This is a genomic window from Streptomyces sp. NPDC023527, from assembly GCF_055560115.1.
The window spans coordinates 89,421-115,487 of sequence record NZ_JBVHJJ010000017.1; the positions used below are offsets into that span (position 1 = coordinate 89,421).

General features: G+C 69.8%; 22 protein-coding genes and 1 pseudogene. 6 read left to right on the top strand and 17 right to left on the bottom strand.

From position 1 onward, the window contains the following. Positions 1-151: 151 nt before the first annotated feature. On the bottom strand, positions 152-922 hold the full coding sequence (locus ACZ303_RS28900) for a PE-PGRS family protein (RefSeq protein WP_467343416.1): 771 nt from the start codon (positions 920-922) through the stop codon (positions 152-154). A 309-nt stretch (positions 923-1,231) separates the two neighbouring features. Then, complete coding sequence (locus tag ACZ303_RS28905) at positions 1,232-1,498, bottom strand: holin (protein ID WP_467343417.1); 267 nt, start codon at positions 1,496-1,498, stop codon at positions 1,232-1,234. Between the two features lie 152 nt (positions 1,499-1,650). Here ACZ303_RS28905 and ACZ303_RS28910 point away from each other — a divergent pair, with 152 nt between their 5' ends. Then, positions 1,651-2,943, top strand: coding sequence for a helix-turn-helix domain-containing protein (locus ACZ303_RS28910; protein ID WP_467343418.1), 1,293 nt, complete (start codon positions 1,651-1,653; stop codon positions 2,941-2,943). A 63-nt stretch (positions 2,944-3,006) separates the two neighbouring features. Beyond that, positions 3,007-4,530 carry an acetaldehyde dehydrogenase ExaC gene (gene exaC / locus ACZ303_RS28915; protein WP_467343419.1) on the top strand — a complete coding sequence of 508 codons (1,524 nt, stop codon included), beginning with the start codon at positions 3,007-3,009 and terminating at the stop codon, positions 4,528-4,530. A 132-nt stretch (positions 4,531-4,662) separates the two neighbouring features. Here exaC and ACZ303_RS28920 read toward each other — a convergent pair whose 3' ends face one another. The 4 genes and pseudogenes from ACZ303_RS28920 to ACZ303_RS28935 form a co-directional block, all read right to left on the bottom strand. After that, positions 4,663-5,307, bottom strand: a complete 645-nt coding sequence (locus ACZ303_RS28920) for a MarR family winged helix-turn-helix transcriptional regulator (RefSeq protein WP_467343477.1) — start codon at positions 5,305-5,307, stop codon at positions 4,663-4,665. A gap of 75 nt (positions 5,308-5,382) precedes the next feature. After that, positions 5,383-6,203 (bottom strand): annotated as a pseudogene (locus tag ACZ303_RS28925) (MFS transporter); the annotation flags it as partial. A 1,047-nt stretch (positions 6,204-7,250) separates the two neighbouring features. After that, positions 7,251-7,742, bottom strand: coding sequence for a PLAT/LH2 domain-containing protein (locus ACZ303_RS28930; RefSeq protein WP_467343420.1), 492 nt, complete (start codon positions 7,740-7,742; stop codon positions 7,251-7,253). A gap of 31 nt (positions 7,743-7,773) precedes the next feature. Continuing rightward, a complete protein-coding gene (locus ACZ303_RS28935; protein ID WP_467343421.1) occupies positions 7,774-8,046 on the bottom strand; it encodes a hypothetical protein in 273 nt (90 codons plus the stop codon). A gap of 745 nt (positions 8,047-8,791) precedes the next feature. On the opposite strand from ACZ303_RS28935, the gene ACZ303_RS28940 reads away from it, so the two are divergent. Both ACZ303_RS28940 and ACZ303_RS28945 read left to right on the top strand, forming a co-directional pair. Further along, positions 8,792-9,115: an ATP-grasp domain-containing protein gene (locus ACZ303_RS28940; protein WP_467343478.1), complete on the top strand. Its 324-nt coding sequence runs from the start codon at positions 8,792-8,794 to the stop codon at positions 9,113-9,115. Positions 9,116-9,372: 257 nt separating this feature from the next. After that, positions 9,373-11,556 (top strand): hypothetical protein, encoded by a 2,184-nt coding sequence (locus tag ACZ303_RS28945; protein ID WP_467343422.1) that lies wholly within the window; start codon positions 9,373-9,375, stop codon positions 11,554-11,556. A 92-nt stretch (positions 11,557-11,648) separates the two neighbouring features. On the opposite strand, the gene ACZ303_RS28950 is transcribed toward ACZ303_RS28945, so the two are convergent. The 3 genes from ACZ303_RS28950 to ACZ303_RS28960 all read right to left on the bottom strand — a co-directional run bounded on the left by ACZ303_RS28950 (position 11,649) and on the right by ACZ303_RS28960 (position 14,525). Beyond that, positions 11,649-12,305 carry a hypothetical protein gene (locus tag ACZ303_RS28950; protein WP_467343423.1) on the bottom strand — a complete coding sequence of 219 codons (657 nt, stop codon included), beginning with the start codon at positions 12,303-12,305 and terminating at the stop codon, positions 11,649-11,651. A 437-nt stretch (positions 12,306-12,742) separates the two neighbouring features. After that, on the bottom strand, positions 12,743-12,874 hold the full coding sequence (locus ACZ303_RS28955; RefSeq protein WP_467343485.1) for a hypothetical protein: 132 nt from the start codon (positions 12,872-12,874) through the stop codon (positions 12,743-12,745). 1,051 nt (positions 12,875-13,925) lie between these two features. After that, positions 13,926-14,525, bottom strand: coding sequence for a TetR/AcrR family transcriptional regulator (locus ACZ303_RS28960; RefSeq protein WP_467343424.1), 600 nt, complete (start codon positions 14,523-14,525; stop codon positions 13,926-13,928). An 84-nt stretch (positions 14,526-14,609) separates the two neighbouring features. Here ACZ303_RS28960 and ACZ303_RS28965 point away from each other — a divergent pair, with 84 nt between their 5' ends. Continuing rightward, the gene (locus ACZ303_RS28965) at positions 14,610-15,479 is read left to right on the top strand and encodes an alpha/beta fold hydrolase (RefSeq protein WP_467343425.1); all 870 of its coding nucleotides are present in this window, start codon (positions 14,610-14,612) and stop codon (positions 15,477-15,479) included. Positions 15,480-16,150: 671 nt separating this feature from the next. Here ACZ303_RS28965 and ACZ303_RS28970 read toward each other — a convergent pair. Beyond that, positions 16,151-17,398 carry an MFS transporter gene (locus ACZ303_RS28970; RefSeq protein ID WP_467343426.1) on the bottom strand — a complete coding sequence of 416 codons (1,248 nt, stop codon included), beginning with the start codon at positions 17,396-17,398 and terminating at the stop codon, positions 16,151-16,153. Positions 17,399-17,485: 87 nt separating this feature from the next. Here ACZ303_RS28970 and ACZ303_RS28975 point away from each other — a divergent pair, with 87 nt between their 5' ends. After that, a complete protein-coding gene (locus ACZ303_RS28975) occupies positions 17,486-17,944 on the top strand; it encodes a winged helix-turn-helix transcriptional regulator (RefSeq protein ID WP_467343427.1) in 459 nt (152 codons plus the stop codon). Positions 17,945-18,390: 446 nt separating this feature from the next. Here the strand turns inward: ACZ303_RS28975 and ACZ303_RS28980 are convergent, their stop codons facing one another. From ACZ303_RS28980 to ACZ303_RS29010, 7 genes are all read right to left on the bottom strand, one after another. Next, on the bottom strand, positions 18,391-20,043 hold the full coding sequence (locus ACZ303_RS28980; protein WP_467343428.1) for a DUF885 domain-containing protein: 1,653 nt from the start codon (positions 20,041-20,043) through the stop codon (positions 18,391-18,393). Beyond that, complete coding sequence (locus ACZ303_RS28985; protein WP_467343429.1) at positions 20,040-20,939, bottom strand: EamA family transporter; 900 nt, start codon at positions 20,937-20,939, stop codon at positions 20,040-20,042. Before ACZ303_RS28985 ends, ACZ303_RS28980 begins: the two co-directional genes overlap by 4 nt. Beyond that, on the bottom strand, positions 20,936-22,213 hold the full coding sequence (locus ACZ303_RS28990; RefSeq protein WP_467343430.1) for an ATP-grasp domain-containing protein: 1,278 nt from the start codon (positions 22,211-22,213) through the stop codon (positions 20,936-20,938). Before ACZ303_RS28990 ends, ACZ303_RS28985 begins: the two co-directional genes overlap by 4 nt. Beyond that, positions 22,210-23,535, bottom strand: coding sequence for an ATP-grasp domain-containing protein (locus tag ACZ303_RS28995; RefSeq protein ID WP_467343431.1), 1,326 nt, complete (start codon positions 23,533-23,535; stop codon positions 22,210-22,212). Before ACZ303_RS28995 ends, ACZ303_RS28990 begins: the two co-directional genes overlap by 4 nt. Next, a complete protein-coding gene (locus ACZ303_RS29000; protein ID WP_467343432.1) occupies positions 23,532-24,863 on the bottom strand; it encodes an ATP-grasp domain-containing protein in 1,332 nt (443 codons plus the stop codon). The genes ACZ303_RS28995 and ACZ303_RS29000 overlap by 4 nt, the downstream gene beginning before the upstream one ends. 78 nt (positions 24,864-24,941) lie before the next feature. Beyond that, complete coding sequence (locus tag ACZ303_RS29005) at positions 24,942-25,694, bottom strand: hypothetical protein (RefSeq protein WP_467343433.1); 753 nt, start codon at positions 25,692-25,694, stop codon at positions 24,942-24,944. 69 nt (positions 25,695-25,763) lie between these two features. After that, on the bottom strand, positions 25,764-26,063 hold the full coding sequence (locus ACZ303_RS29010; protein ID WP_467343434.1) for a 2Fe-2S iron-sulfur cluster-binding protein: 300 nt from the start codon (positions 26,061-26,063) through the stop codon (positions 25,764-25,766). Positions 26,064-26,067 lie beyond the last annotated feature (4 nt).

Consider the following 26,067-nt stretch of genomic DNA (forward strand, 5'->3'; position numbering starts at 1 on the left):
GGGCGGCCGACGGCGGAACGTGCCGTCGTGGCGCGTCCTGTGTGAGGGCAGGGGTCATCGCCCTGGGTCCTTCCTGGAATCCGGGCGCCTCGTCCCCTGCGGGGAGGGCGGCCCGGTGACGTGATACGGCCGGGTCGGTCGCCGTCAGCCCTCAGCGGGCGGCGGCGACGCGGACGGCCGGTGGACCACGTGTGGCCAGGACATGGCCGTAGAGCAGGCGGCGGAGCCGCTGCGCGGCGCGCGTACGGTCGGCGCGGATGCGGGGCGGGCCCGGGCGCGTGGGTACGTCGCGGAAGAGGAGGAGAAGGGGGGCGAAGAGCCGGGTGCGCAGCGTACGGGCGAGCCGGAAGGCGGCCTGCTCGCCGCCGGAGAGCCAGATGCCGCAGATGAGCGCGACGACGACGTGCGCGGACCACATGCCGAGAGCGCCGTGGCCGGCGTGCATCGACATGTCGCCCATGTCCATGCCCGGCATGCCCATGGGCATATCACCCATGGGCATGGAGTGGCCCATGGGTGCGGAGTACTCCATAGGCATGGACGTAGACATCGGCATGGGCATGGGCATCCGGTGGGCGCCCATGCCACTCATGTCACTGACGCCACCCATGCCACCCGGGCCCGCGCCCAGCTCCCGCGCGCGTGCCGCGTTCACCACGACCTTCTGCGCGAGCGCGAAGAAGTGGTGCAGTCCGGTCTGTGCCCCGACCGTGGCGAGCGTGACCAGCAGGGGGCCGCGTTCGCGTCCCGCCAGGAACCACGCCCCGCTGCCCGTACCGGCCAGCGCGACGGCGACGGCCCACCACGGGACGGTCGTCCCGGACATGACCGCGTGTCCCAGGGCAGCGAGCAGCACGCAGACCGCTGCGAACACCGCGGCTCGCAGCGCCCGGGGTCCCTGGTACGGCTGCCCTGCTCTCATGACGGGGACATCGTTGCACCCGCGCCGTGTCGAGTGACAGCGGGGTACGCCCCGACGCCCGTATGACCGCCCGCTCGGGCGCACGGGCCCGCCCCGTACCGTCCGCCCGGCGGTACGAGGCGGTGGGCCGCCGGCTCGGGGGAAGGACCGGCGGCCCGGGTCCCGTCGCTCCATTGGGACTCGCGTAGCCGAGTCAACCGCGCGGGGGCGCGGCGCGGGAGCGTGTGCGAGGGGGTGCGCGCGGGTGCGGCGCGCACACCCCGTGTGAACGCCCGCCCTCCGCTCGGCCTCCGCTCGACCTTCGCCAGGTCAGCCTCTGCCGGCCTGCGCGCGGCCCGCGCTCTTGCCCTTCCCGGCCTTCTTCTCCGGCAGCCAGGCCGCGCTGTCCTTGTCCCCGAAGCGAGTGCCTATCGCACCCTTGATCACGGAGAGGGCGGCGGGGAGCGCGGCGATGGCGGCGGCCTTGAGCGCGGACACGTTCGTCAGGTCGAACCCGTCGGCGATGAGGAGACCGAGGAAGGTCGTGAGGTAGGCGGCGATGGTGCGTTCGAGGATGTCGACGATGACTTTCCGCATGTCTGCTTTCTGCATCTCGTCTTCCGGTCTCTTCCGTTCGTGCCCGACGGCCTTCGTCATGGGTATGCGCAATGGGTAGAGGAAGCCTCATGGCGAAACGGCGGCATCCGCAAGCCCTTTCGGGGATCGAGCTCTTGGGCGGGGGCACATCGATGCGCAACCCATGGCTCGCGATGGCGTCCGGCGACGATCCCGCCGAGCGGCGCCGTACGATCCGGGGCGCGCACGCGGCGTTCGCGGCCGGGGACGGGGTGGGCCCGCAGGTCCGCTCGGTGGTGGCCGCCTCGTGGCGGCGTTCGGCCGCGGCGCTGCCCGTACCCGAGTTCATGGCGCCCATGGAGCTGACCGACGGAGCCCTGGAGAGCTACCGCCGCGCTCATCCGCTGGCCGCCGTGCTGCCGCTCTTCCGGGAACTGCTCGGATCCATCGCCGAGGACGGCGCCCATCTGCTCGCCGTCTGCGACGCGTCGGGCCGGATGCTGTGGGTGGAGGGGCACGCGGGCCTACGGAGGGGCGCCGAGCGCATCAACTTCGTCGCCGGCGCCCGCTGGGACGAGCGCCACGCCGGTACGAACGCCCCGGGCACGGCTCTCGCCCTGGACCACGCCGTGCAGATATTCGCCGCCGAGCACTACAACCGCCTGGTCCAGCCGTGGACATGCGCCGCCGCCCCGGTCCACGACCCGCGCACCGGGCGGTTGCTGGGCGCGGTGGACATCACGGGCGGCGACCATCTGGCGGCGCCGCACTCCCTCGCGCTGGTCCAGGCGACGGCGCGGGCGGCCGAGGCGCGGCTGGCGACCCGCGGGCCCGTCGCCGGTCCCGTGCTGTCGGCTCTGGGCCGGGACGAGGCACTGCTCGTGACGCAAGGCCGCCGCTTACGGCTGGGGCGGCGACACAGCGAGATCCTCGTCCTGCTGGCAGGTCGCCCCGAGGGGCTGACGGGCGATCAGCTGACGACGGCGCTCTACGGCGACCGGCCGGTGCCGCCCGTGACGCTGCGCGCCGAACTGTCGCGGCTGAGAAGGCTGGTGGGCCCGCTGCTCGTCTCCCGCCCGTACCGGCTGTGCGCCCCCATGGAGACGGACGCCGCCCTGGTCGAGCGCGAACTGGCCGCAGGGGACACGCGCGCCGCCCTGCACGCGTACGACGGCCCGCTGCTGCCCCTGTCGGAGGCGCCCGGCGTGTGCCGACTGCGGCGGGGCCTGGAAGGCCGGCTGCGGCGGGCGGTGCTGAGCGGCGGCGACGCGGGGGCGCTCCAGCTGTGGGCGGACAGCCCCTGGGGCGAGGAGGACCTGGAGGTGTGGGAGCGGCTGCTGGCGGCGCTGCCGATGAGCGCGCCGCAGCGGGGCGCGGTGGCCGCGGAGGCGCGGCGCCTGCGCGCGGCGTACGCGCCGTGCGCGCCGCGCTCCGGGGCAACGTTCGCGCAACCCTCCCCCGGCTAGCTTCCTCCCCGGTAGCCGCCCGCGCAGGGAGCGGGTGGCAGCGAACGGGAAGGGCAGTCCCCCATGCCGCACTACGCCAACCCCGGTTCCTCCGACGCGGTCGTCTCCTACCGGTCGCGGTACGACCACTGGATCGGCGGTGAGTACGTACCGCCCGCGCGTGGCCGGTACTTCGAGAACCCGACGCCGGTGAACGGCCGGCCGTTCACCGAGATCGCGCGCGGCACGGCGGAGGACGTCGAACGCGCCCTGGACGCCGCCCACGCGGCGGCCCCGGCGTGGGGCCGCACCGCCCCGGCGGACCGCGCGGCCGTGCTGAACCGGATCGCCGACCGCATGGAGCAGAGCCTGGAGGCCCTCGCCGTCGCCGAGTCCTGGGAGAACGGCAAACCCGTCCGCGAGACCCTGGCCGCCGACATCCCCCTCGCCATCGACCACTTCCGCTACTTCGCGGGCGCGATACGGGCCCAGGAGGGCAGCCTCTCCGAACTGGACGAGGACACGGTCGCGTACCACTTCCACGAACCGCTGGGCGTGGTGGCCCAGATCATCCCGTGGAACTTCCCCATCCTGATGGCGGCGTGGAAGCTGGCACCGGCGCTGGCGGCGGGCAACGCGGTGGTGCTGAAGCCGGCGGAACAGACCCCGGCGTCCATCCACGTCTGGCTCGACCTGGTGGCCGACCTCCTCCCGCCCGGCGTCGTGAACATCGTCAACGGCTTCGGCTTCGAGGCCGGCAAGCCCCTGGCGGCGAGCCCGCGCGTGGCGAAGATCGCCTTCACGGGCGAGACCACCACGGGCCGCCTGATCATGCAGTACGCCTCGGAGAACCTGAAGCCGGTCACCCTCGAACTGGGCGGCAAGAGCCCGAACATCTTCTTCGACGACGTCTCGGCGGCGGCCGACGACTTCCTGGACAAGGCACTCGAGGGCTTCACGATGTTCGCCCTCAACCAGGGCGAGGTCTGCACCTGCCCCTCCCGCGCCCTCATCCAGCGCGGCCACTACACGCCCTTCCTGGAAGCGGCCACGGCCCGCACCGAACAGATCCTGCCGGGCCACCCCCTGGACACCACCACGATGATCGGCGCCCAGGCCTCCAACGACCAGCTGGAGAAGATCCTCTCCTACCTCGACATCTGCAGGCAGGAAGGCGCCCGCGTCCTCACCGGCGGCGCCCGTGCCGACCTAGGCGGCGAACTGAAGGGCGGCTACTACGTCCAGCCCACCATCCTCGAAGGCACCAACCGCATGCGCGTCTTCCAGGAGGAGATCTTCGGCCCCGTGGTGGCGGTGACCTCCTTCACGGATTTCGACGACGCGATCACCCTGGCCAACGACACCCTCTACGGCCTCGGCGCCGGCGTCTGGACCCGCAACGGCACCACGGCCTACCGAGCCGGCCGCTCCATCCAGGCCGGCCGCGTCTGGACCAACTGCTACCACGCCTATCCGGCCCACGCCGCGTTCGGAGGCTACAAGCAGTCGGGTATGGGCAGGGAGGGCCACAAAATGATGCTGGACCACTACCAGCAGACGAAGAATCTTCTGGTGAGCTACTCGCCGAAGAAGCTGGGCTTCTTCTAGAGGCGCGAGAAATGGCGCCTGACCTGGTCTTTCGCCCGTCAGGCGCCTTTCCGGCCGCACCCGGAGCGCGGCGCCGCCGAGTCCGGCGGTGCTGTCGCCGTCAGCCTGGAAGCCGCGATCGGGGCAGGCCGCCTACGCCTTGGTTGCCCGGTCGTAGGCGGCCACCGCCCGCTCGAGGAACGTCGCCACCGTGGCCTGTTCCTGGGCTGTCATGGACTGGGCGATCTCGCCGATGCCCACGACAAGGGGCTCGACGTGTTCGAACGCGGCCTCCTCCCAGTGCTCCGCCGGTGTCACGAGCACCTTGCGCCGGTCGCTGGGATGCGGCCGCCGGCTCACGTGTCCGCCATCCGCCAGGCGGTCGATGACCAGCGTCATCGCCGCCGTCGACGTACTGAGTTCGCGTGCCAGTTCACTCGGCGTCGCCGGTCCGGCGCTGACGAGACGGTCCATCACCGCAAGCCCGGCGGGATCGACGTGCGTCTGCCGGCCCAAGTACCGCTCGAACCGCTGCGTCCGGCGCCCCGCAAGTCCACCGTCTGCCCGCCCTCCCGCACGGCGGGGACACGCTCGACCACCGTGGCCGCGAGGCCGTGGCGGTGCAGCCAGTAGCCCAGGGCCGGGCCGGCGATACCCGCTCCCGCGACCAGGACGTTCCGATGGGTCATAACGCTCCCTCTCTTCCTTCCTCACATGCGCAAGGCCGCCGTTCGGGCGGCACCGGACCGGGATCACACAGTGACGTCCTGCTTCGCACCGGAGTCGGCAGAACTGCATTCGGAGGCAGAGGGGGTGATGCCGTGCTGCTCCTCCTCGGGTCGGCCCTTCTTCGGCAGCAGGAAGGTGACAGCCAAGAACTCCGCCAGCAGACACCTTGCGGCCGATCTTGTCGGCGAGGAACGCGCCGCTGACCGCGCCGCCGATCGCCGTACCCACCGCGAGCGGCAGATTGCCCAGGCCCGCGTCCCCGGCGCTGAAGTGCCGGCCGATCTGCAGGAACAGCGTGAGTACGAGCTGCGTGCCGATCAGCCCGCCGAAGAACAGGGCGATACCGCCGAGCCCGACGGTGAAGGCGGGCTTGCGCAGCAGGCCCGGGGTCACCAGGGGCTCACGGCCCGCCGCGGCGGCGCGGCGCTGCTGCAGCGCGAACAGGCTGAATCCGACGATCGAGGCGGCGATGCACAGCCAGGTCCACAACGGCCGGCCGTGCTCCTGCCCCTGGTTCAGCGGTAGCACCAGCAGGGCGCAGGACGCTACGACCAGCCCCGCGCCGACCATGTCGACCCGTACGGTGCGGTCCCCCTCCTTCTTCGGGACGAACTTCGCCGCGATGGCCAGGGCCGCAAGCCCGATGGGCAAGTTGACCAGGAACACCGAGCGCCACCCGAGGCCGAAGAAGTCGCCCTGGTGAGCTCGGGCCCGGAGAAGTTCTCGCGCAGCAGGCCCAAGCCCTGCGGGAGCAGCATCGCCCCCGCGGTGCCCTGGAGCAGCCGGAAGGCGATCAGCGACTCGATGTTCGGCGACAGCGCGCACAGCAGCGAGCTCAGCGTGAAGGCGGCCAGACCGGTCAGGAACATCCGGCGCCGCCCATAGCGGTCACCCAGCCGACCGCCCAGGACCAGGCAGGCCCCCAGCGTGAGGGCATAGCCGCCGATCACCCACTGCAACCGCACCCCGAAACCACAGCCCCGCGGCCCCCTGCTGACACGGAGCACGGCGGAGCGCACTGGCGCCCCGCTCGCCTGCCCAGGACCGGCGGGCAGCCCCGCGCTCGGCCGAAGCCGCCACGACCCGGCGGGATCTTCGGCGTCCGGGCCACCACCTGGGCGGGGCGCCGACGGCTACCGGCCCGACCGCTTCGACACCATCTGAGCCCTGGCCTGCCTCGTCGGCGTGGCGGGCGCCCGGTACGCGTCTCGCGACGACTGACCAGTCGAGCGGCTCAGAACCAGCGCGAGGAAAAGGAAATGACCACACTCCCGATACAGGGACGTGGCCATGGGCGCGCGACACCCAGGATCCCGACAGGTCGCAGTCTCCCGATACGCAAAGGGATGTGCGAGCTCCACCGGATGAGGGACCTGGGCCGGTTCGGCAAGCTCATGTCCGTTACGGCAAGGCCAAGCGCAGTTCGGGGCCACGGGAGCGGATGGTGACGCTGATCAACGGCGCGGGCCGGACCCAACGACGGCCCGTCGGCATGGCCCGCCGCGTCACCGGAGAAACCACACCGAACTGGCGCGGCACCTGGTCTCGGGGACCAGACACGAATCAGCGGGCCAGACGCTCAGTCAGGTCCGGAGCTGGCGTGTCTGCGGGTCCTAACAGGTGAGCCCCATGGAGGAGGCAACGTCCGCCGCGTAGGCGGATGCCTCCTCCGCCATGCTCCAGCGCAGAGGGAAGCCGCTCACCCTCCCAGACCGCAAGGTCATCACTCATGGACGAAGCCTGCCACCGTGCACTGACAGCACCGACGGACCGGGTCGTATGAGTGGGTTGGGGGCCCACGCCGGCGTGGTGTCCGAGGGTGCTTGACGCGCCGGGACGAGGCAGGGCCAGGGGAACTGGCAGCCCGCCATGCCCCCCGACCTACCCGATCACCGGCTACGAAATCTCGTCTGAACCGTCTTCCGGACGCGCTCACCGGTACAGAAGCGGTAGCCGGGGCGACAGTTCGGGCACGCGTTGTCAACTGCCAGAACCGACAGGAGACGGCGTGGTCACTCGTAGTTGAGCAGTTCCATTTCTGGAGAGTAGTGGTTGCAGTTCATGACATGGTTCGCGCGGTCGACCTGGCACCTGTTGTATTTATCTTCACCGGTGAACCAGGTGTAATTCCCCTCCATGTATGCCGCTTTACTGTAGTTGTTCGGGCCCTTGATGATGATAGGGGTGGCAACAGCCCAGTCATCGGACCCTGCTTTCCATAGCTGGAAGTGTGTGGGTCTGCCGAATGTGCTGGGGACAGTGATCGTGTAGGTGCCCGTATCGTTCCGTTCGAAGTCGTTGCCGGAGTTGTCGAGGTAGGTCCACTTGCCATTCTGCTTGTTGAACAGCTTTCCCTTGACGGTGCTGTCCGTCCCGCCCAGGTAGACGTCCGCGGTCCTGATGGTGACCGTGTACTCGACGGTTTCCGCGTGGGCTGCGGGTGCGCCGGCGGTGAGGGCGAGGACGGTCACCGATGCCAGGCAGGCGAGAGTGCGACGGAACATGCGATTCCCTCCGGGAGTGCGCACGGCACGGTCAGCTGTCGGCGGAGGTCTCGGGGCCGTTGATGGCTCCGTTGGCGGTACCGGCGGAGCAGGTGACGATTTCAGCGACAGCACTGACGGCGCCGTTGGCCTGGACAGCGGTGTCGTTGACGATGTTGCCGGTCGTCTGGACGGGCGCGGCCGACTTGCAGGAGGCGGCGGCAGCGGAACCGGCCGACATCCCGACAAGGCTGACGGCGAGCAGACCGGCCGCTGCGGCGAGCACGCCGATCTTCTTGGACATGTCCACCATCGTGTTGATCATTTGAGTCCGTCTCTTTTCTCTGAGGGAATGACCAAGCCGTGGTCGCAGAGGATCCGGTCGACGCAATGACGAGGAACCTCTACCGGATACGGATGGGAATCCGGAAGAGTGATGCCGCTGAGCGGGCTTCCCCGGGAGGGAATGGCCATTCGAAGCCACCAGGTGGATCCCGCCGAAAGAGCCGCCCCAGCGATCACTTCAGGAAGAGGAATCCCCTCATCGCCGGCGCCGTGAACGCCAGGATGCTTTTGCGTGGAAGCTTGAAAGGGCGTGTCTGCTTCCCTTCGAATGAGGCTTCGCCCCAACACGCCGTTGACACACCGGCCGAGCTGTGCGGCAGAGCGCGCTTCCGATCCTCAGCAGTTCGATCGTCCACCTATACGGCCCCGCGCCCGCGGCCGGGCAGTCGTTCGGCCCCGAGGCGTTCGGCTCGGGGTGCGCCGGAACCGGACTCGCGTTCGGGTGGAACTGGATGCTTCGTATGCGAAGCGATGCTCTTCCGGTCGTTCGTGGTGACCTTGGGGGCGGCGAGTAGGTGTCGGCCGGGCGTTCCTGCGGCCAGTGGAGCACCGACCCTCCGGCCCGCCTGGAGAGGGCGCCGTGTCCGAGGTGATCAGCAGTGTGCCGTGCGAGCGGTTCGAGGCTCTGGTTGACCGGTCGGTGGAACTGGTCCGGGTGGTGTCGGGTGCCATGAATCGGCGGGCGGGACAGCCCGCCAGGGCGGCTGCGGGCCCGCCCCCGGGGTCTGCGTGAGGCCAATGAAAAGCTCTACGCCTGCCGGTTCCCCGACCTGATGCCGCCCACCGTGGTGTCTGCGGATCCCGAACGGCTCCTTGCCTTCGCGGCGGAACAGCCGCACGGTGCAGTGCCCAAGCCGCTGACCGAGTTCCAGGTCCGGGGCATCCTCGCGGTCACGAAGGGAGATCCCGACGCCCGCTCGACCGCGGAGCTTACGACAGCGAATGGCAGCCGCCTGGCGATGGCCCAGGCGAGCCCGTCACAACGACGACGATTCGCTGGCAACGGCGCTGCACATGCGGACTCCCTTAGCAACGGGAACAGTCCGTAGTGATCTGGGGAACACTTCTGGACTTCGCCCGACCTGTGCTGCCCGTCCTTCGTACCGTCCACAAGTAGTTGTACGGAGCATGGGCAGTCCTCGTCGCGCCATGCGTCTGATCGGCTGTCTGAGCTCCGACGTCTGCCCATAGAAAGGGTTACAGACAGGTGAGACTGATATCCCCTCCCAGAACGAAACAGCGCCTTGCCATCGGTGCAGCCCTCGCCGTCATCCTCGGCTCAGGCGTGGCCTCCGCCGCCACCTACATGCCAGACCCGCAGCCCACTGCGGCGCAAGCGGCTGCGAACCAGCGGCCCACCTCGGGCAAGAACCCCGAAGCCGGCCCGCCGTTCACCAAGGAGGACGGCGTCTGGGCGGTCAACACAACTACGCCTACGCTGCGCAACACTGTCACCGACCCGGATGGTGACAAGAGCAACCTCACCTTCGAGGTGTGGACCACCGACGCAGGCGGTAAACCGAAGAGCCGGGTCAAGCTGTCGGACGACAACGAGTACGGCGTCCTCGTCTCCAGCTCTGTCGCTTCGGGCAAGGCCGCCCAGGTCACGGTCCCTACAGGCAAGTTGAACGACGGCCAGACCTACGCGTTCCACACCTCCGCCTTTGACGGAACGCTGTACGAGACCGACTGGTCGCCCTGGGCCACATTCAAGATCGACACGCCTGCACCGGCAAAGCCCGCGAAGCCAACCGGCGTGGCGAACAACGGCAAGCCGGGTGAGTTCACCGTCTCACTCCCAGCCGGGCACACAGCACAGTGGGTGGAGTGGCAGCTCGACCAGGCCGCATGGAAGCGTGTGGGCGCTGCCGGGAAGACGTCGGTGACGATCGACACCGGCCTGCGTGCAGCCGCCGCAGCCGCCCGTGCTGCGGGTGACCACGTCCTCAACGTGCGTACCGCCAATGGCGGCGGCGCCTCTGCCGCTGTCTCCGTGGCGTTCTCGGGGAATGGAACCGGCAATACCGGCGGGAAGGACCACGCAGTGGACCTCACCCTGCCGAACCCGGTCTCCACGGCTCCGAACCCCGACCAGACCAAGCAGGTGGTCACGGGCAAGGTCACCCGCCCGCTCGGGGCATCCGCGTCCACCAGCCCGCCGCCCCTCGCGCCCTCCGGGCCCAAGGAACAGTGCGGACCGGTCGGCAAGGACGGTGGGCAGGCGTGCTTCGGTGCCCCGGTGAAGTTCGACGACCTGCCCGACGACGTCAAGGCCAAGGCGAAGAAGCTGCGGGCCCAGGACCCGGCCGCGGGTTCCGACGGCATGACCGACTGGTGCAAGACGAACAACTCCGGCGCCCTCGCCACCCGCACCGTTCAGTGCGAGACCAAGCAGCTGCCCGTCATCTACCGCGTGGACGGCAAGCCGATCGCGACCGCGTACTTCACGATGACGCGTGAGATCTCTCTGGAGAATTCCGCGAACAGCTTCACCCATCGCCTGAACATCCACCCGATCCTGATCCCGCCGACCTTCCGTGCCATCGAGATGGTCATGGACAACCGGACGTGCGTGGGCAGCACCGCCGCCCAGTGCAAGGATCCGGGCAAGGCCGAACTGTCGGACTGGGACGGGAAGGCCATCTGGCAGTCCCCCACGGACACCCACGACGCCGGCCTGACCACGACGTACAAGTGGGACAACTCGACCAAGGGCGCGGAGTACGACCTCCGGGCGGACTTCATGATCAAGGGAATCCTGATCGCAGGCAACACGCCCGGCCCGGTGTTCATGACCGACTTCCGCTGGGCCATGTCCGACCCGTCGGACCAGGAAGAGATCCGCTGCGACACCAAGGGCACCGCATCCGCGCTGAGCGGCTGCGTGTTCAAGAACGTCGCACCGAGCTACACGTTCAACGCCGCCAAGTACCCGCAGGCCGCCGCCCATGCGTGGCTGCTACAGGAGAAGCTGCCCAACACCATGGGCGTGAAGACCCGCGACACCCCCCTGTACTACCTGCCCGGCGGGACGCGCGCCGATGGCAAGAAGAACAGGGACGTCATCTGCGACACAGCGAACTGGGCCAAGGACAACGGTGATCTCAGCGCCATGGACGGAACCGGGGACAAGCCCAACTGTGATGAGTTCGCGTTCAACACCACCTACAACAGCGGCGGCATGCCCAAGACCGAGGGCGGCCTGAACGAGGTCGCCTCCGGCAGCCAGTGCGTGCAGACCTTCACCAAGAAGGCCGACGACGGAGCCGTGCATCTGTACAACATCGACGGGCACGCACCCACCTGGCGCGAGGTTTGCGGCCGCTCGGCGATCTCCGGGAAGCACAACAGCGGCTCCATGGCCGGATTCTCCGGATTCGCCAGGAACATGCGTCTGCTGGACAAGGACCCCTACTGGCTCGAGACCGGCATGTCCGGGCAATGCACGCAGGACCCCAAGGAATTCAAGTGCACCCTGCGCGCCAACTGACCGGCGCACCCGGCCGAACCAGCCGGTGAACCGACCATCACAGCCATGACACACGTGTGGGCGGCACACCACCCGGCGTGCCGCCCACACCCCTATTGAGCAGGGTCCGGCAGCCCTGCGGCGGGCAGCAGGCCCGCCTCGATCTCTTCGCGGGGAAGACGGATGCCCAGATGCTCTCCCACCGTCTGGAAGGTGCGGGGCAGCAGGTCGTCGCCCTGCCACACCACACCCGCCCTGCGCAGGGCCTCGTCCAGCGCGGCGACCTTGCCCGTCGGATCGTCACGCCCGGGGTGGTCCAACAGGCTCTCCTCGCCGATCCCCATGCTCCACACCTCCCCGTCGCCCGGTGAGTACAGGAGCTTGGACGGGGACTGATGATGGTTCAGCGTCACGCACACCAGTTCCTCGCCCGGGCGAGGCATGGCGTCCTGGACCTCTTCGATCCAGTCCAGGTACCACGTGGCGCACAAGAAGTCCTCCAGCAGGAACGTCCATTCCCCGCTGGTGCCGAACATGCATTGCCCGTCTTTGAAGTCGCCCCCGGACCACTGCGCAGCGATGTCCTTGTACAGGACGCCTCGCCCCAGCACGTCCCGGTCTGCCCCCATCCGCACAAGGAAATCGACCGGATCCGTCCTGCGTACAGCGGTGAGCGAGATGCTTCCGAGCATCCCGTCCACGGTTCCCCTGGCGTCATGGGCGTGATGCCCGATCCACGCCAGACTGTGGTCAGTCTGTTCTTCGGTCATGGCCGACACCGTAGAACATCGCCACACACCGCTCGTTGTACTGTGCAGCAGAATCAGGCACCCTCCATCCGCGGCTGCCCAGCTCTACTCACTGACTTACGACGTTTCGGTTCAACTGCTCGCGCCACCGGTCGCGATGACCCCGAGCCCCTTCTCCACCAGTGATCACCCCCGCCCAGGCACTGGAACACCTCAGTGAACTGAGCCTGGACGAGGAGTGCACTGTTCCTGTCCGGCAACGCTCGACGGATCTTCAACCTCTGATCGTCGCAATGGGATTTGGGATCGTCTGATTGTTGACTGGGGGCGCGGTTACTGACGCGCAGTGGGCGCGGCGCCGTGCACGTTCGGCAAAGGACCATCGTGCCGTGGGGCGGCTCGGTCATGAGGCGCATCCCAGGGGCGCTGCTGGGCGGAAAGCACTGATCGGTGGGGAGTTACAGCCAGCGGCCGGCGGCCGACTCCGCTGCGGCAATACGGCAGGACGGTGCGGTTGCGGCAACACCCGCACTGATCAGCCCTGCCATCGCGGACGCGCCCGCGAACCACAGGATCAGGGTGGTGCTCACGTCGTAGACGGTGCCGAACGCCTCCCCGACGTGTTCGTGTGCGAGCCAGGCCAGAGCACGGCCATTGGCCCCGCCACCGGATGGCGGCGATCGCCGGGACGTAGGCCAGGCTGGAAAAGTAGTCCACACCGGTCAGGCACATCACCTTCCACCCGGCGTGCGGCTTCTCCGGCTCTTTGCCCGCCGCCGGCCCGACCGGCTGGACCTGGTGACGCAGCAACCACCGCGCCACGCCGCCGGTCGGCTGGCTGCGCTGGGCAGGACTGTCCACCGTTTCCGGAACGGCCAGTTCGCTCGCGTCCTTCATACCCCCATCAACCCTTCCATTACCTCGCCGCACAGAGCCCGGCCGTCACCGCCCCCCGGCATCGCAGCACTCACTGAGTATGCGACCTCCGGGTCGTACCCCTGACTGCCTGATGCAGAGCTCGAGAAGCGCAGGACAAATCCGCAATGTGCGAGAAGACGGCCTTCACGCGGTCCGCCCGGTCGACGAACCGGATGCCTTCCTCGCGGGTGGCGTGGGCCTGCAGCGTCCGCTCCAGTCCCATCTTGCGGGCCACGGTGCGTCCGGCGCCCCGCAGGTCCACCGTCTGCCCGCCCTCCCGCACGGCGGGGGCACGCTCGACCACCGTGGCCGCGAGGCCGTGGCGGTGCAGCCAGTAGCCCAGGGCCGGGCCGGCGATACCCGCTCCACCTCACATGCCCGAGGACGCCGTTCGGGCGGCACCCGATCGGGATCACACAGTGACGTCCTGCTTCGCACCGGAGCCGGCGGAACGGGGGAAACAGTCCACAAACGGCATCGCCGCTGATCAGCTGATGGAACGTGGACGATGCCGACCCTGCCGACCCCTCGCCCTCGTCCTGACACCCGTGGCCTTCACGATCAGGGGATCGTCCGCCTTGGCCTTGGGGTCGTGCTTGGTTGTCAGGACGGCCAGTACGACCGATGAGCGGTCCGGAAGCCAGGCGATGCCGCTTCGTCAACGGCTGCCGCCATCACCACGGAAGCCACGCTCAGGCTTACCGGGGCGGGTCGGGTCGGGTGTCAGTAGTCCTTGCCGGCTCGGGTGATCGCTGCGCGCAGCGATTCGGCCATCGATCGGCCGGCCACGCGCAGTGGTTCCGGATCTCGGGCGGTTCGGGAGAGCATGAACGCTCCCTCCAGGTTGATGATCAGTGAATAGGCGAGTGACCGTGCCTCGTCGGGATCGGGCACCCACCGGGCGAACCACTGCCCACTTGCGCTCACCCACTCGGCGAACACCTCCGCTGTCGCGACTCGTAGGACTTCGTCGGTGCTGGCCACCTCCAATGCCACCGTCGCGATCGGGCAGGCATCGGCATACCCCGTCGCAACAAGGTCCTCGGCGGCCGTCTCGAAGGCGTGCACGACGGACTCGATGGGGTCCGGGACGCTGTCCAGCAGTGCCAGCACCATGCGGCCGTACTCGGCGCCGGCCGTGCGGATCGCCTCCCCGGCCAGTTGCTGCTTGCCGCCGGGAAAGAAGTGGTAGATCGAACCGAAGGGCGCGTCGGCTTCCGCCGCGATCCGTTTCAGACCAGTGCCCGGGTAACCGGCGCGGCGAAAGAGCATGGTGGCGGCGCTCTTGATCCTGGTCCGTGTGTCCGGCTCGCCCTGTCGCATTCCAACTCCCTTTCCATACCGGGACCTTGGCGTTGCCATCCGCCTCCGCTACCTTCCAGTAGAACAATCTATCAAGGGGGTTCGATGCCGGGAATGGAGCTGTCAGCCGGGCCGATCGACTACCAGGACACCGGGGGGAACGGGCCGGTGCTCGTGTTCGGCCACGGCGTGCCGATGGACGGCGCGCAGTGGCGCAAGGTGGTACCCCTGCTGGACGGGTACCGGTGCATCCTGCCGACGCTGCCTCTGGGAGGTCACCGCCGGCCGATGGATCCCGGCGCCGATCTCTCCCACCGCGGTGTCGCACGACTACTGGGCGAGTTCATCGAGCGGCTGGGGCTGGACGATGTGACCCTCGTCCTCAACGACTGGGGTGGCGGCCAGTTCCTCGTCCTGGAGGAGCAAGGCCGAAGGGTCGCGCGGCTGGTGCTGGTGGCCTGCGAGGCGTTCGACAACTATCCCCCGGGACCGGCCAAGGCACTGGCCGCCGTGTGCCGGATCCCCGGCGGCACCCGGCTCCTGACCCAGCTGATGCGCATCCCCTCCGTCCGGTCCCACCCCAAGGGATACGGCGGGATGAGCCGTCGCGGCATCCCGGACGAGATCATGAAGAACTGGTTCGCTCCGGCGACCCGGAGCAAGGACATCCGCAGGGACTTCGCCAAGTTCGCCACCTCTGCCCCCGACCGCGGGACGCTGCTGGACTGGAGCCGGCAGCTGAGTGGTTTCGACCGCCCGGTCCTGGTCGTCTGGGCCACCGAGGACCCCTTGATGCCGCGTGAGCACGGCTCCCGGCTGGCCGAGCTGTACCCGAAGGGACGGCTGGTCGAAATCACCGACTCATCCACCCTCGTCCCCGAGGACCAGCCCGAGAAACTCGCCGCCGTCCTCAGGGACTTCCTGCATCAGACCGGCGCGGCTCCTTCCGCCGGCGCATCGTCCGAGGACAGGTAGTGCCGCTGTCGCGGGTGCGCTTCAGCAGGAGGGCGCGCGGGGGCGTAGAGGATGGTGCCGTCGCGGGCGAGGCCTATGGGCACCGACCCGACCTCGCCCGGATCCGGCAGAAGCTCGTCCGTCCCCGGCCCGCGGGCCGGGGACGTCGCGCAGTGGGTTCCGGTCCGGTCCCCGGCGGCGGGGGTCCACCGGGAACCGGGCCGGAGCCCACTGCGCACGCACCGGCCGTGACGGCACCGGAAGTTCAGCGAGGAAACCGCATGCCATCCGGCTGACTGACCGGGAAGGACGCGACACCAACCGGCCAGCCGGCCTGGGAGCTGCCGGCCGGGTCCCACAGCACCTTGCCGAAGTAGGGGTCGGCGTCGGCGGGCTGCTTCTCTCCCACAGCGGCCGAACGAACCAGCCCCGTGCCTGCACCAGGTGCATCACGTCCGAGGCGATCGTGCTGTCCGTCAGCCCGGCTGCGGCACGGGCGAGCACGGACCCGGCCGGTGCGTCGGCCGCGAACGCCGCCGCCTCGTCCGCGGTGGCCGGAAGCCGGAGGCCGGAGGCCGGGCCACCCGAAGATCCCCTACGACCGCAAGGCTCGACCGGGCGGCCTCCTCGCTTTCACACATCTCGCACGAACAGTGACGCAGACGACAGATCTTCAGGAATCCGAGCCGGTTTCACAGAGCTTGTCCGGCGTGGTCCGCCTTTTCCGTTTCCTCCCGCGCCTGGCGCGTGCCCGCTCCCTCGGATCGGGGGTCCGCGCCACCGAGGGGCAGCCGCCTGTCGATCGCCCAGACGGCCAGCGCGCAGGCCGCGAATCCGGCCCCGAGGAGACTTGAGCCCGCCCAGCCGTGGGCGGTGAAGACGGCGGTGGTCGCGGCCGCGCCGAGGGCGGAGCCGAGCGAGTAGAAGATCATGTAGCTGCCGATGACGGTGCTGATGCGATCCGGATGCGCGGTGGTGAGCAGGTGCTGATTGCTCACGTGCACGGCCTGGACCGCGAAGTCGAGAGCCACGATTCCGATGACGAGGAGCCAAAGCGCCCACGACAGTTGGCCGATCGCCGCCCAAGAGAGGATGAGCAGGGCGAGCGCGAGGCCGGTGACCGGGGCCGCCCGCCCTGCGTCCGCCCACCGTCCCGCGCGCGCCGCACCGAGTGCGCCGGCGAGTCCTGCGATGCCGAACAGTCCGATCTGACTCTCACTCAGGTGCCATGGCGCGTCCGCCAGCGGCAGGGACACTCCGCTCCACAGGGTTCCGAACGATGCGAACAGGAAGAACGTGATGAGCCCGCGCGTCAGGAAGAGGCGCTGCTTGAACAGTGAGCCGAGCGAGACGACGGGCCTGTACCTTGTCCCGGCAGGCCGGTTCGGGCGCTCCTCCGGCGGCAGTACGGCGAGGACGAGGGCCGCGAGCCCGATCGACAGCACGGCGAGCACGGCATAAATGGCCCGCCAGCTCCACACCTGGGCGAGCGCGCCGGTGAGGACCCGCGCACCCAGGATGCCGACCACGACGCCCGAGGTGATGACACCGATGTTCCGTCCGCGTTCGGCGGGTGGCGAGACCGACGCGGCGTAGGCCACCGTGGTCTGCACCACGACCGCGAACACTCCGGCCACCGCGAGCCCCACGAACGCCATCCACGCGGCCGACGCCGAGGCCGTGAGAATCATGCCTACCGCGGTGACCGCCAGGTGCACGGCGATGAGTCGGCGCCTGTTGTCGACCACATCGCCGAGCGGCACCAGCAGCAACAGGCCTGCGATGTAGCCGAACTGGCCGACCGAGACGATCCACCCGGAGACGTCTGCCGAAAGGCCGAGATCGTGTCCCATCGGTTCCAGAATCGGCTGCGCGGCATAGATGCTCGCCACAGCGACACCACACACAACCGCGAGCAGTAACCGCCGCCATACATTCATGGCGCCCTCACCCCAATCAGTAGCAGATTGCAACCGTTTTGACAGTACGGCATGATGGTTTCAATCCGCAACCCATTGGGAGGTGTCATGTCGCGCACCACCATGCGTGCCCCGAACCCCGACTGGACCGACCCCGAATGCCCCGTCGCCCGCACGCTCGACCTCGTCGGTGACAGGTGGAGCCTTCTCGTCATCCGCGACGCGATGGACGGGGCACGGTCGTTCACCGAGTTCCAGCGGCGCACCGGCATCGCCCGCAACATCCTCACCGACCGCCTCCGCAAGCTCATCGCTCACGGGCTCCTCGCCCAGCGCACCGCACCGTCGGGCCGCCGCCAGGAATACGTACTCACCGATGCCGGCCGCGGTCTCTTCCCCGTCATCCTCACCCTGCGGCAGTGGGGGGAACGCCACGCCTTCGCCCCCGACGAGACCCACTCCACCCTTGTCGACCAGCACGGCACCCCTGTGCCGGAAATCGTGCCGGCCGGCGTCGACGGCACCCTCCTCGACACCGACACCACCCACGTGCGGAAGCCCCGGTAGAAAGCAGACCCCCGGCGCCTTCGGACCCCGCGGACACCCCGCCGCCCACGCGCCCGTCACAGGAGGCGTCCGGTGGGGAGCCCGCCGCGGCGGCAACGCCTGTGCACCGTGGGCCGGTTCATACGCCGCCGCGCCGAGCGCGACCGCCGGAGCGCACGCCATCGCACCGAGAATCCGGGGCCGTCCGCGAGACGAGTGGGGAACCTCCCGGCCGGCTCCGGTGCGCTCACGGAGCGGCGGCAACGGGCCTCGAACCGGCGCCGCGCGCAGGCCTGCCGGTGGTGGGGGCGGAGCCGGCTGCACCGCGGTGCAGCGCCGCCCCCGGACCGAGGCCGCACCAGCGCGTCCCCGCCGCACCTGGCCGAGCAGCCCGACGCGCCGCCCGACCCGGCGGGTCAGCAGCGCGTCGGGCAGCGGCTCAGCCCTGGTGGGTCAGTCCTTCCGGGTCAGTCCTTCCGGGTCAGTTCGGCGCGCAGCAGGTCCAGGCCCATCGGCCCCAGGTCCAGGGCGCGTTGGTGGAACCGCTTGACGTCGAACGCGGCGCCGTCGCGGCGGCGGGCCGCCTCCCGTGCCTCCAGCCACACCTTCTCGCCCAGCTTGTAGGCGAGGGCCTGCCCGGGGCGCCCCAGATACCGGTCGATCTCGAACTCGACGAACCCCTGCGGGCCCAGCCCGCAGCGCTCGGTGAGGAACTCACGGCCCAGCCGCGGCGTCCACCGCTCCCCCTCATGGAATCCGGTACCCGCGGGGATCGGGAGCCGCAGATGCAGCCCGATGTCGAGCACGATGCGCGCGGCGCGCAGCAGTTGCCCGGTGGCCAGCATCCCCAGCCGGTGCGCCGGGTCGGCGAGGTACCCCAGCTCGTCCATCAGCTGCTCGGCGTACAAGCCCCACCCCTCGACGTGCCCCGGGTGCAGCTCGCACGACAGCCGCTGGAAGCGGTTGAGGGTGGCGGTGTTGAGGGTCGTCACGCCCAGCTGCAGGTGATGGCCCGGGACACCTTCGTGGAACATCGTGCCCGGCACCTTCCACGTCGGGATCGGCGCGTCCGAGCCGGGCAGCGGCCACCAGACCGTTCCGGGACGCGACAGATCCTCACTGGGTGCCAGATAGACGGCGACCCCTTCTCCGTGGGTGATCCGGCAGTCGATCCGCCGCAGCGGCCCGGGGATCGCGAAGTGCGTCCCGTCGAGGTCGGCGATGGCGCCGTCGGCGAGCTCCTGGATCCGGTCGCGGAACGCCGCCGTGCCCGTCACCTGGTACCGCGGATCGCTGTCGAGCGCCGCCAGCACCGCCGGCACCGGCTCGCCGGGCGCGATCCGCGCCGCGGCCTCGGCCATTTCCCGCCGCACCCGGGCCAGTTCTTCCCAGCCCCACGCGTAGGTCTCCTCCAGATCCAGCCGGGTGCCGAGAAACTCCCGGACCCCCAGCTGGTATCGGTCCCCGCCCAGTGCGTCCAGCTCCGGCGCGTCCGCCGCGAGGTCCTCCGACAGGTACGCCGCGAGCTCCGTCAGCGCCTGGTTCGCGGCCACCGCGGCCTCGTCCAGAGCGCGCCGCAGCACGCCGTCGCCGTGCCCGGCGGGCAGCCCCGCCAGGTACGGCCGCATGTCCCGGCACTCCCGGACGTTGCGGGCCACCTGGCGGTACGGCGCGACCCGGCCGTCGCGCCGCGCGGCCTCCAGGCTCTCGCGCAGCCCCGCCAGCGTGCCCGGGACGGCCCTCAGCCGCGCCAGCAACGCCTCCCACACCGTGTCGCCGCCCTGATCCAGCAGCCCTACCGCGTGCCGCACCCTCTGGACCGGTCCGTCAAGGGTGTCCAGCAGCGTGCCGTACGCGTCGGCGTCGGCCAGCGCCACCTCCGTGGCGAGCCGCTCGCGCAGCACCGCCGCCGCGACCCGCTCCGCGTCGCCCGCGACCGGTGTGCCGTCGACCGCCTTCAGCGTGCGACGCGCCAACTCCGCGCGCGCCTGGGCAGCCTGCGGGCCGAAGTCGGTCAGCTGCTCCTCCTGCCCGGCGATGCCCATCACGGCGGCCAGGCACGGATCCAGCGCGGCCAGCTCGTCCACGTACCGGTCCGCGAGATCGTTCAAGGCGGTCATTGGCTCACCGACGGGAGCCGGGCGGTGCTCCTGGACTCGGCCAGCCGTTTGCCGTAGAGGCCGATGACCAGACCCGCGACGATCAGCGCTCCGGCCACCAGCTTGAGCAGCGGCAGCGACTCGTTGAAGATCACCACCGAGCCCGCCATGCCGAAGATCGGGACCAACAGGGAGAGCGGCGCGACGGTCGACACCGGGTACTCGCGGAGCAGCCAGTTCCACACGGCGTATCCCAGCACGGTGTTCGGGTACGCCTGGAAGAGGAGGGACAGGACCGCCGCCCACCCGATCTGGTGCGGCAACTCGGTATAGCCCTTGGTGCCGTTCACGACCAGGTCCAGCAGGAACAGCGGGACCGGCGAGAACAGGCTCGACCACACCATGAACGACAGCGTGTCCTTGGGCTTGGCCTTCTTCATGATGACGTTGGCGACGCTCCACGCGACCGCGCCGAACAGCACCAGCGCGACGCCGGCGATCGTCACCGTGCCGTCGGTGACGAACGTGACCGAGAACAGCCCGACCAGGGCGACCGCCATCCCCAGATACTGGAACCGCGACAGCCTCTCGCGGAACACCACGGCCCCGAGCAGGATCGTCAGGAACGCGCTGAACTGCAGCACCAGGGACGAGATCCCCGACGACACCCCAGCCTTGATGCCCAGGTTCACCACGCCCCACAGCCCGACGCCGAACACCAGCCCGTAGCCGATGATGTACCGCCACGCCACCTGCGGCCGCTTCAGGAAGAACACCGCGGGCAACGCGCAGAGCGCGAACCTGATCCCGGCCAGGATGAGCGGGTCGACGCTCTTGAGCCCGATCTTGATGACCGAGAAGTTGAGGCCCCAGATCGCGGTGATGGCCACCGCGATCAGGATGTGCTGTTTCTTCATGCAGAGACCTGTTCCGGGATCGAGGGGGCGGCCGGGCGGGTGCGGACCGAGAGGGAGTCGAACAGGCCTGCCATCCAGTCCCGGGTCTCCTCGGGGGTGTCGCTCGCGACGATCCCGGCGAGGACCGTCTCGCCGGCCTGATAGGTGATGTGGTCGGGCAGCGGCGCGCCGGACGGCAGTTCGTGCCAGGTGACCACGCGTGAACTGGCCCGGAGCGCCAGGGCCCCGTCGAGGCCCCGGTACTCCCGCCCGGCCAGGTGGTGGCCGGGGTGGACGAACCAGCCGTACCAGCGGCGGTCGGCGGGCGGCTCGGGGAGCGACCCGGCGACGTGCTCGCCGAGCAGGACGCGCAGCTCGTACGACGGCAGGTGGACGCCGGTGGCCAGCTCGACGGTCGCCACCACGTCGGCTCCCCCGACCCGGTTGCCGACCTCGAGGAAGACCAGCTCCCCTTCGTCGACGATCGCCTCCAGATGGAAGCTGCCGTCCTCGATCCGCACGGCGGCGAGGGCACGCGACACCCAGGCGCGCGTCTCCTCGGAGAACTCGATCTGGAACGAACCCATCGGTTCGCCCTGCGCGTACTTCAGGCAGGTGCCCACGTACTCGCTCGCGCTGAGGACCAGGACCTCGCCGCCCTGCACCAGGCCGTCGAAGTGCCTGATCGGCCCGGAGACGAACTCCTCGACCTGGAAGTCCTCCAGGCCGCTCCCGGCGTCGAGGCGGGCGACGCCGGTCCGCCGCTCGGTGACCGCCGCGGCGGCCTGCCGCGGGGTGTCGAACACGAGCACGTCCTCGCTGGACGCGCCGCGATGCGGCTTGAGGACGGTGCGGCCGGACCAGGGCACCCGGCCGTCCTGTTCGAGGCTGTGTTGTTCAAGGAAGTGGGTCAACGGGAGGAAGCGCGGCACCCGGAGACCGGCCTCCTCGACCGCCCGCTTCATCAGGACCTTGTCGCGGGCGAGCGCGACCTGGTCCACCGGCGCGCCCGGGACACCCAAGTGCTCGCGCAGCCGGGCGGCGTCGAGCAGTTCGTACTCCGACGCCGAGATGACACGGTCGAATGCTCGGGGATGCTCCGCCAGCCAGTCCCGGGCCTCCTCGAAGGCCGGGCGCTCGCCCGGCCGGCTCACCCGCTCGCAGCGCAGGTCGGGCGGCAGGGTGGCCAGGGCCCGGTCGGTCCCCAAATAGGTGACCTCGTGCCGGTCATGAGATATCCCTCGGTGGTATTCAATCTTGAAGTAGGGCACGCGGTGCAGGATAAGGATCTTCATCGGGACTTCCTCACGGGGGCGGGGAGTTCGAGGGCGCGGTCCAGGGCCTCCGACCAGGCCTCGCGCAGCGCGTGGACGACCGCGCGGATGTCGGCGCGGTCGTCGCGCAGGACGACGCAGCCCTGCGCCGCGAAGTCCGCGTTGTCGCGGGCGACGGCATGCAGGTGACGGCGCTCGGGCGACAGCCAGGTGAACTCCGTGACGGTCAGCTCCCCGTCGGCCAGGCCGAACCGTTCGGCGGTGTCCTGGACAGCGACCGCGAACGGATCCGCGCCGGCCGCGACGTCGTCCGGGGAGAACGAGCGGTCGCTGCCGACACCGAGCAGCACCGTCGCCGCCGAGCAGCCGGGCACCAGCCGCCCCACGTCGGCGGCCGTGCCGAAGGCCGTGTCGATCCAGCGGTGGTGCAGGTCGATCCCGTAGACCCAGCGGGCCAGCGCCCAGATCTTCATCCCGCCCGGCCGCCGGTTGGGCTCCACGATCGCGGCGCGCAGCCCGTCGTCGCTCAGCTTGATCTCGTTGTGGAACGGCCCGTCGCACTGGCCGACCAGCCAGTTGGCCTGCCGTCCCGCCCGCTCCAGCGTCGCGCGCTCGTGCTCGTCCAGCCCGGCGGGCAGCACCTGCGCGATCTCCACGGGATACCGGCCGCTCGCGCTGATCTTCTCGGTGAGGAACATCAGCGGGCCCAGCCCGTCGAAGGAGTACTCCCGCCGGTACGGGATGAGCTCCTCGCAGATGACCCCGCCCTCCAGATAGGGGAGGACCTCGGCGAACGCCGCCGTCAGGTCGTCGCCGTTACGGACCACGACGACGCCCCGGTTGTTGCCCTCCGCCGCGGGCTTGACCACGAACCCCTTGGGGTGGTCTCGCGCGAAGTCCCGCAGCTGGTCGAGCGAGGCGATCTCGGCGAAGGCGGGCACCATGATCCGCTGCGCCGTCAGCAGCTCGGCCACGTGCGCCTCGCCGAGCCGGTAGCGGTACTTGGAGAACGCTCCCTCGGCCAGTGGTGACGAATCGACCGCCACGCCCAGCCGCTCGAGCAGCTCGGCCCCGCTGCGCACGGCGTTGTCGGAGAAGACGATGCCCGCCCGGATCCGCTCGCGCCGGTCGCCGAGCAGCTTCTCGCCCATCTCGGCGAAGTCGTCGCGCAGCGGATCGAGGTCGATCACCTCGTCGGCGATGGCGTGGTCGGCCTCGGTGGGTTCGGCGCGGATCAGGACCACCGTCGCGCCGTGGCGTTCGCGCGCGTAGTCCCGCAGGTGGCGGACCTCGTCGATCCGGCTCAGGTTGTAGTCGACGATGAGGAGTATCGGCCCGGTCATGCGCGCTCCGTCTCGTACACGATCTCGATCGCCCGCTCGGAGGCGGGCATCAGCTCGGGGAGGACCGCGTCCCGGCCGACCAGGTCCATGCTCCAGAGCAGCTGGCCGAGGAACACCTCGCGCGAGGAGGACTCCACGACGTCGCCGGGCTCGAGCAGGACGTGCGTCACGACCGGCCGGAGCGGGAGGTCGTCGTTCAGCCCCACCTCACGGATCGTGCCGGGGTCGGCGAAGAAGACGCGGAAGAACGTCGCCTTCCCGCTCGGCGCGGTGCCGTCCTCCGCGAACGACAGGCCCTTCAGGTCCTTCAGGAAGCCGTCCGGCCGGCGGGCGGTCAGCAGGGAGTCCAGCCAGAGGTCGAGCAGATCGGGGCCGCCGGTCAGCGCCGCCACGCTGGGCGAGATGAGGCTGCCGCCGACGCGCGGGTTGACCTCGATCAGATCCCAGCCGCCCGGGGCGTGCCGTGCCTCGATGTGGAAACAGCCCCAGCCGAGGCCGAGGGTGTCCAGCACGCTCGCCACCCAGCGGATGCCGACGGCGATCTCCTCCCTCGACAGGCTCGTGGGCGGGCTGACGCAGGCGTTCTCGAGCACGGTGCCCGCCGTCTCCGTCACCTCGCACTTCTCGTGCACGGCCACCACATGGGGCTCGTCGTCGACGACGACCACCTCGAAGCTGAACTCACGGCCGGGTACATAGTCCTCGACGAGGAACTCCATCCCGCCGGCGGTGAAGGCGCTGGCGTAGACCGTGTCGGACTGTGCCTCGGCGGCGATACGTTCCAGGTCGGCCCAGGTCGTGTCGGGGGTGAGCGGAAACGTTCCGAACGAGGCGATGCCGCTGACCGGCTTCACGAAGTAGCGCCCGCCGCCGCGTTGGCGTTCGGCGAGCGTCCCGGGGGTGAGCGCGGACGCCCGGCCCCGGCTGAGGCCGGCGTCGGCAAGCCGGTTGCGCAGCGTCAGTTTGTCGCGCAGTTCCAGGACCTGCTTCTCGTCCAGGTCCGGCACCCCGAGACGGGCGTTGGCCAGCGCCATCAGGTGCCGGTACCCCTCCCAGACGGTCAGGCAGCACGACACCGACGTGCCCGCCGCCTCCAGTTGGTCGAGGTAGTCCTCGACGTCGCGCGGGGTCAGCACGTGCCCGTCGGTCACCCGGACGTCGTCGGCGAGGTCCGCCAGCGCCCCGCGCCTGGATTCCTGGTACTGCGGCTCCGGCAGCGAGCTGAGCACGTAGACCTTCAGCCCCCGCGCCGTGACCGTGCCGACAAGGTCCTCCATGAACGAGAACCCGACATGGCTGAGCAGCAGCACTCCTCTGGCGTTTTCCATGCTCGATCCGGCCTCCTCACCGGCGGGCGGGGGCGCGGCGCGGCCGCGCCGCGCCCCCGCCGGGGACAAGGGTCAGGCTCAGGCCGGCTGCTTCTCGGCCTTGACGATGGTGTCCTGGTAGAGCTCCTCGAAGTACTGCGCCAGGATCGACTGGTGCTCGCGGAGGTACCGCTTGAACGCGACGATGTCGTCATCGCTGCGCAGGAGGTGCCGGACGGCCGCCCACACCTCGCCGGGGTGGTCGTCGTTGATGTCGGTGTGCGAGTGGTTGATCTGGCCGCCGATGTTGCTCTCGCCGACCGAACCCTTCAGCGCCTCCAGCTTCTTGGGCTCCAGCTTCACGTTCACGTACTCGACGAGGTAGGAGTACGCCACCACGCCGAGCGGACCCTCGTGGTCCAGGAGGTAGGAGAAGTAGCCCGTCAGCAGCTTGGTGGACAGGTAGGGCTCGGTGTCCAGGAACTGCTCGCGCGACACGCCCACCTTCTCCAGGTCGGCGATGAACAGCTCGTCGTGGAGCATTTCCTCCTGCTCGTAGTTGGCCCAGACCTGAGCCGCCTCCGGGCTGCGCTTGGCGATCTCCGCCAGCGCCTTGGACTCGGCCACCCGAAGCAGCCGGATGCGCCAGGCGGTCTCGATCAGGTGCCGCTTGTAGTACGCGGAGTCGACGTTCCTACCCTCGAGGTGCGCGGCCTCGGGGACGTTGGCGTACCACTCGGCGACCTGCAGATCGAGCTGCTCGTCGATCTCGGCGCGCAGCTTCGCCGAGGCGCCGGCGTTGAGGAACGGGGTGCGGTCTCCGTAGCCGACGTTGTGCACGCGGTTGGGCATGGTGTCCCTTTCTCGTGGACGTTTCTCGTGGACGCTCGGACGTTCGGTGCGAGCGGTTTCGGATGCGGTTCAGATGTCGTCGGCGACGCGAACGGTCGCGTCGCCCCGCAGCCGGCACTGGCAGGCCAGACGGTGGTTGCCGCCGGTCCGGCCGAGGTCTTCCAGGAAGTCGAGCTCGTCGTCGTCGGGTTCGCCGAGGGAGTCGAAGCCCTCCAGCACCTCGACGACGCACGCGCCGCACGATCCGGAGCGGCATCCGAACGGGATGAGCCGCTGCGGGGTCTCGTACTCGACTTCGGTGAGGGGAGATCCCGTGGGCAGCAGGATCTCGGTTGCGGTCGGAAGGATGGTCAGTTTCTTCAGGGTCACGACA

Excerpts from the sequence above, each read along its gene's own strand:
- ACZ303_RS28900 (WP_467343416.1), bottom strand. The coding sequence starts at position 922 with ATGAGAGCAGGGCAGCCGTACCAGGGACCCCGGGCGCTGCGAGCCGCG.
- ACZ303_RS28905 (WP_467343417.1), bottom strand. The coding sequence starts at position 1,498 with ATGCGGAAAGTCATCGTCGACATCCTCGAACGCACCATCGCCGCCTAC.
- ACZ303_RS28910 (WP_467343418.1), top strand. The coding sequence starts at position 1,651 with ATGCGCAACCCATGGCTCGCGATGGCGTCCGGCGACGATCCCGCCGAG.
- exaC (WP_467343419.1), top strand. The coding sequence starts at position 3,007 with ATGCCGCACTACGCCAACCCCGGTTCCTCCGACGCGGTCGTCTCCTAC.
- ACZ303_RS28920 (WP_467343477.1), bottom strand. The coding sequence starts at position 5,307 with ATGCAGTTCTGCCGACTCCGGTGCGAAGCAGGACGTCACTGTGTGATC.
- ACZ303_RS28930 (WP_467343420.1), bottom strand. The coding sequence starts at position 7,742 with ATGTTCCGTCGCACTCTCGCCTGCCTGGCATCGGTGACCGTCCTCGCC.
- ACZ303_RS28935 (WP_467343421.1), bottom strand. The coding sequence starts at position 8,046 with ATGATCAACACGATGGTGGACATGTCCAAGAAGATCGGCGTGCTCGCC.
- ACZ303_RS28945 (WP_467343422.1), top strand. The coding sequence starts at position 9,373 with ATGCCAGACCCGCAGCCCACTGCGGCGCAAGCGGCTGCGAACCAGCGG.
- ACZ303_RS28950 (WP_467343423.1), bottom strand. The coding sequence starts at position 12,305 with ATGACCGAAGAACAGACTGACCACAGTCTGGCGTGGATCGGGCATCAC.
- ACZ303_RS28960 (WP_467343424.1), bottom strand. The coding sequence starts at position 14,525 with ATGCGACAGGGCGAGCCGGACACACGGACCAGGATCAAGAGCGCCGCC.
- ACZ303_RS28965 (WP_467343425.1), top strand. The coding sequence starts at position 14,610 with ATGCCGGGAATGGAGCTGTCAGCCGGGCCGATCGACTACCAGGACACC.
- ACZ303_RS28970 (WP_467343426.1), bottom strand. The coding sequence starts at position 17,398 with ATGAATGTATGGCGGCGGTTACTGCTCGCGGTTGTGTGTGGTGTCGCT.
- ACZ303_RS28975 (WP_467343427.1), top strand. The coding sequence starts at position 17,486 with ATGTCGCGCACCACCATGCGTGCCCCGAACCCCGACTGGACCGACCCC.
- ACZ303_RS28980 (WP_467343428.1), bottom strand. The coding sequence starts at position 20,043 with ATGACCGCCTTGAACGATCTCGCGGACCGGTACGTGGACGAGCTGGCC.
- ACZ303_RS28985 (WP_467343429.1), bottom strand. The coding sequence starts at position 20,939 with ATGAAGAAACAGCACATCCTGATCGCGGTGGCCATCACCGCGATCTGG.
- ACZ303_RS28990 (WP_467343430.1), bottom strand. The coding sequence starts at position 22,213 with ATGAAGATCCTTATCCTGCACCGCGTGCCCTACTTCAAGATTGAATAC.
- ACZ303_RS28995 (WP_467343431.1), bottom strand. The coding sequence starts at position 23,535 with ATGACCGGGCCGATACTCCTCATCGTCGACTACAACCTGAGCCGGATC.
- ACZ303_RS29000 (WP_467343432.1), bottom strand. The coding sequence starts at position 24,863 with ATGGAAAACGCCAGAGGAGTGCTGCTGCTCAGCCATGTCGGGTTCTCG.
- ACZ303_RS29005 (WP_467343433.1), bottom strand. The coding sequence starts at position 25,694 with ATGCCCAACCGCGTGCACAACGTCGGCTACGGAGACCGCACCCCGTTC.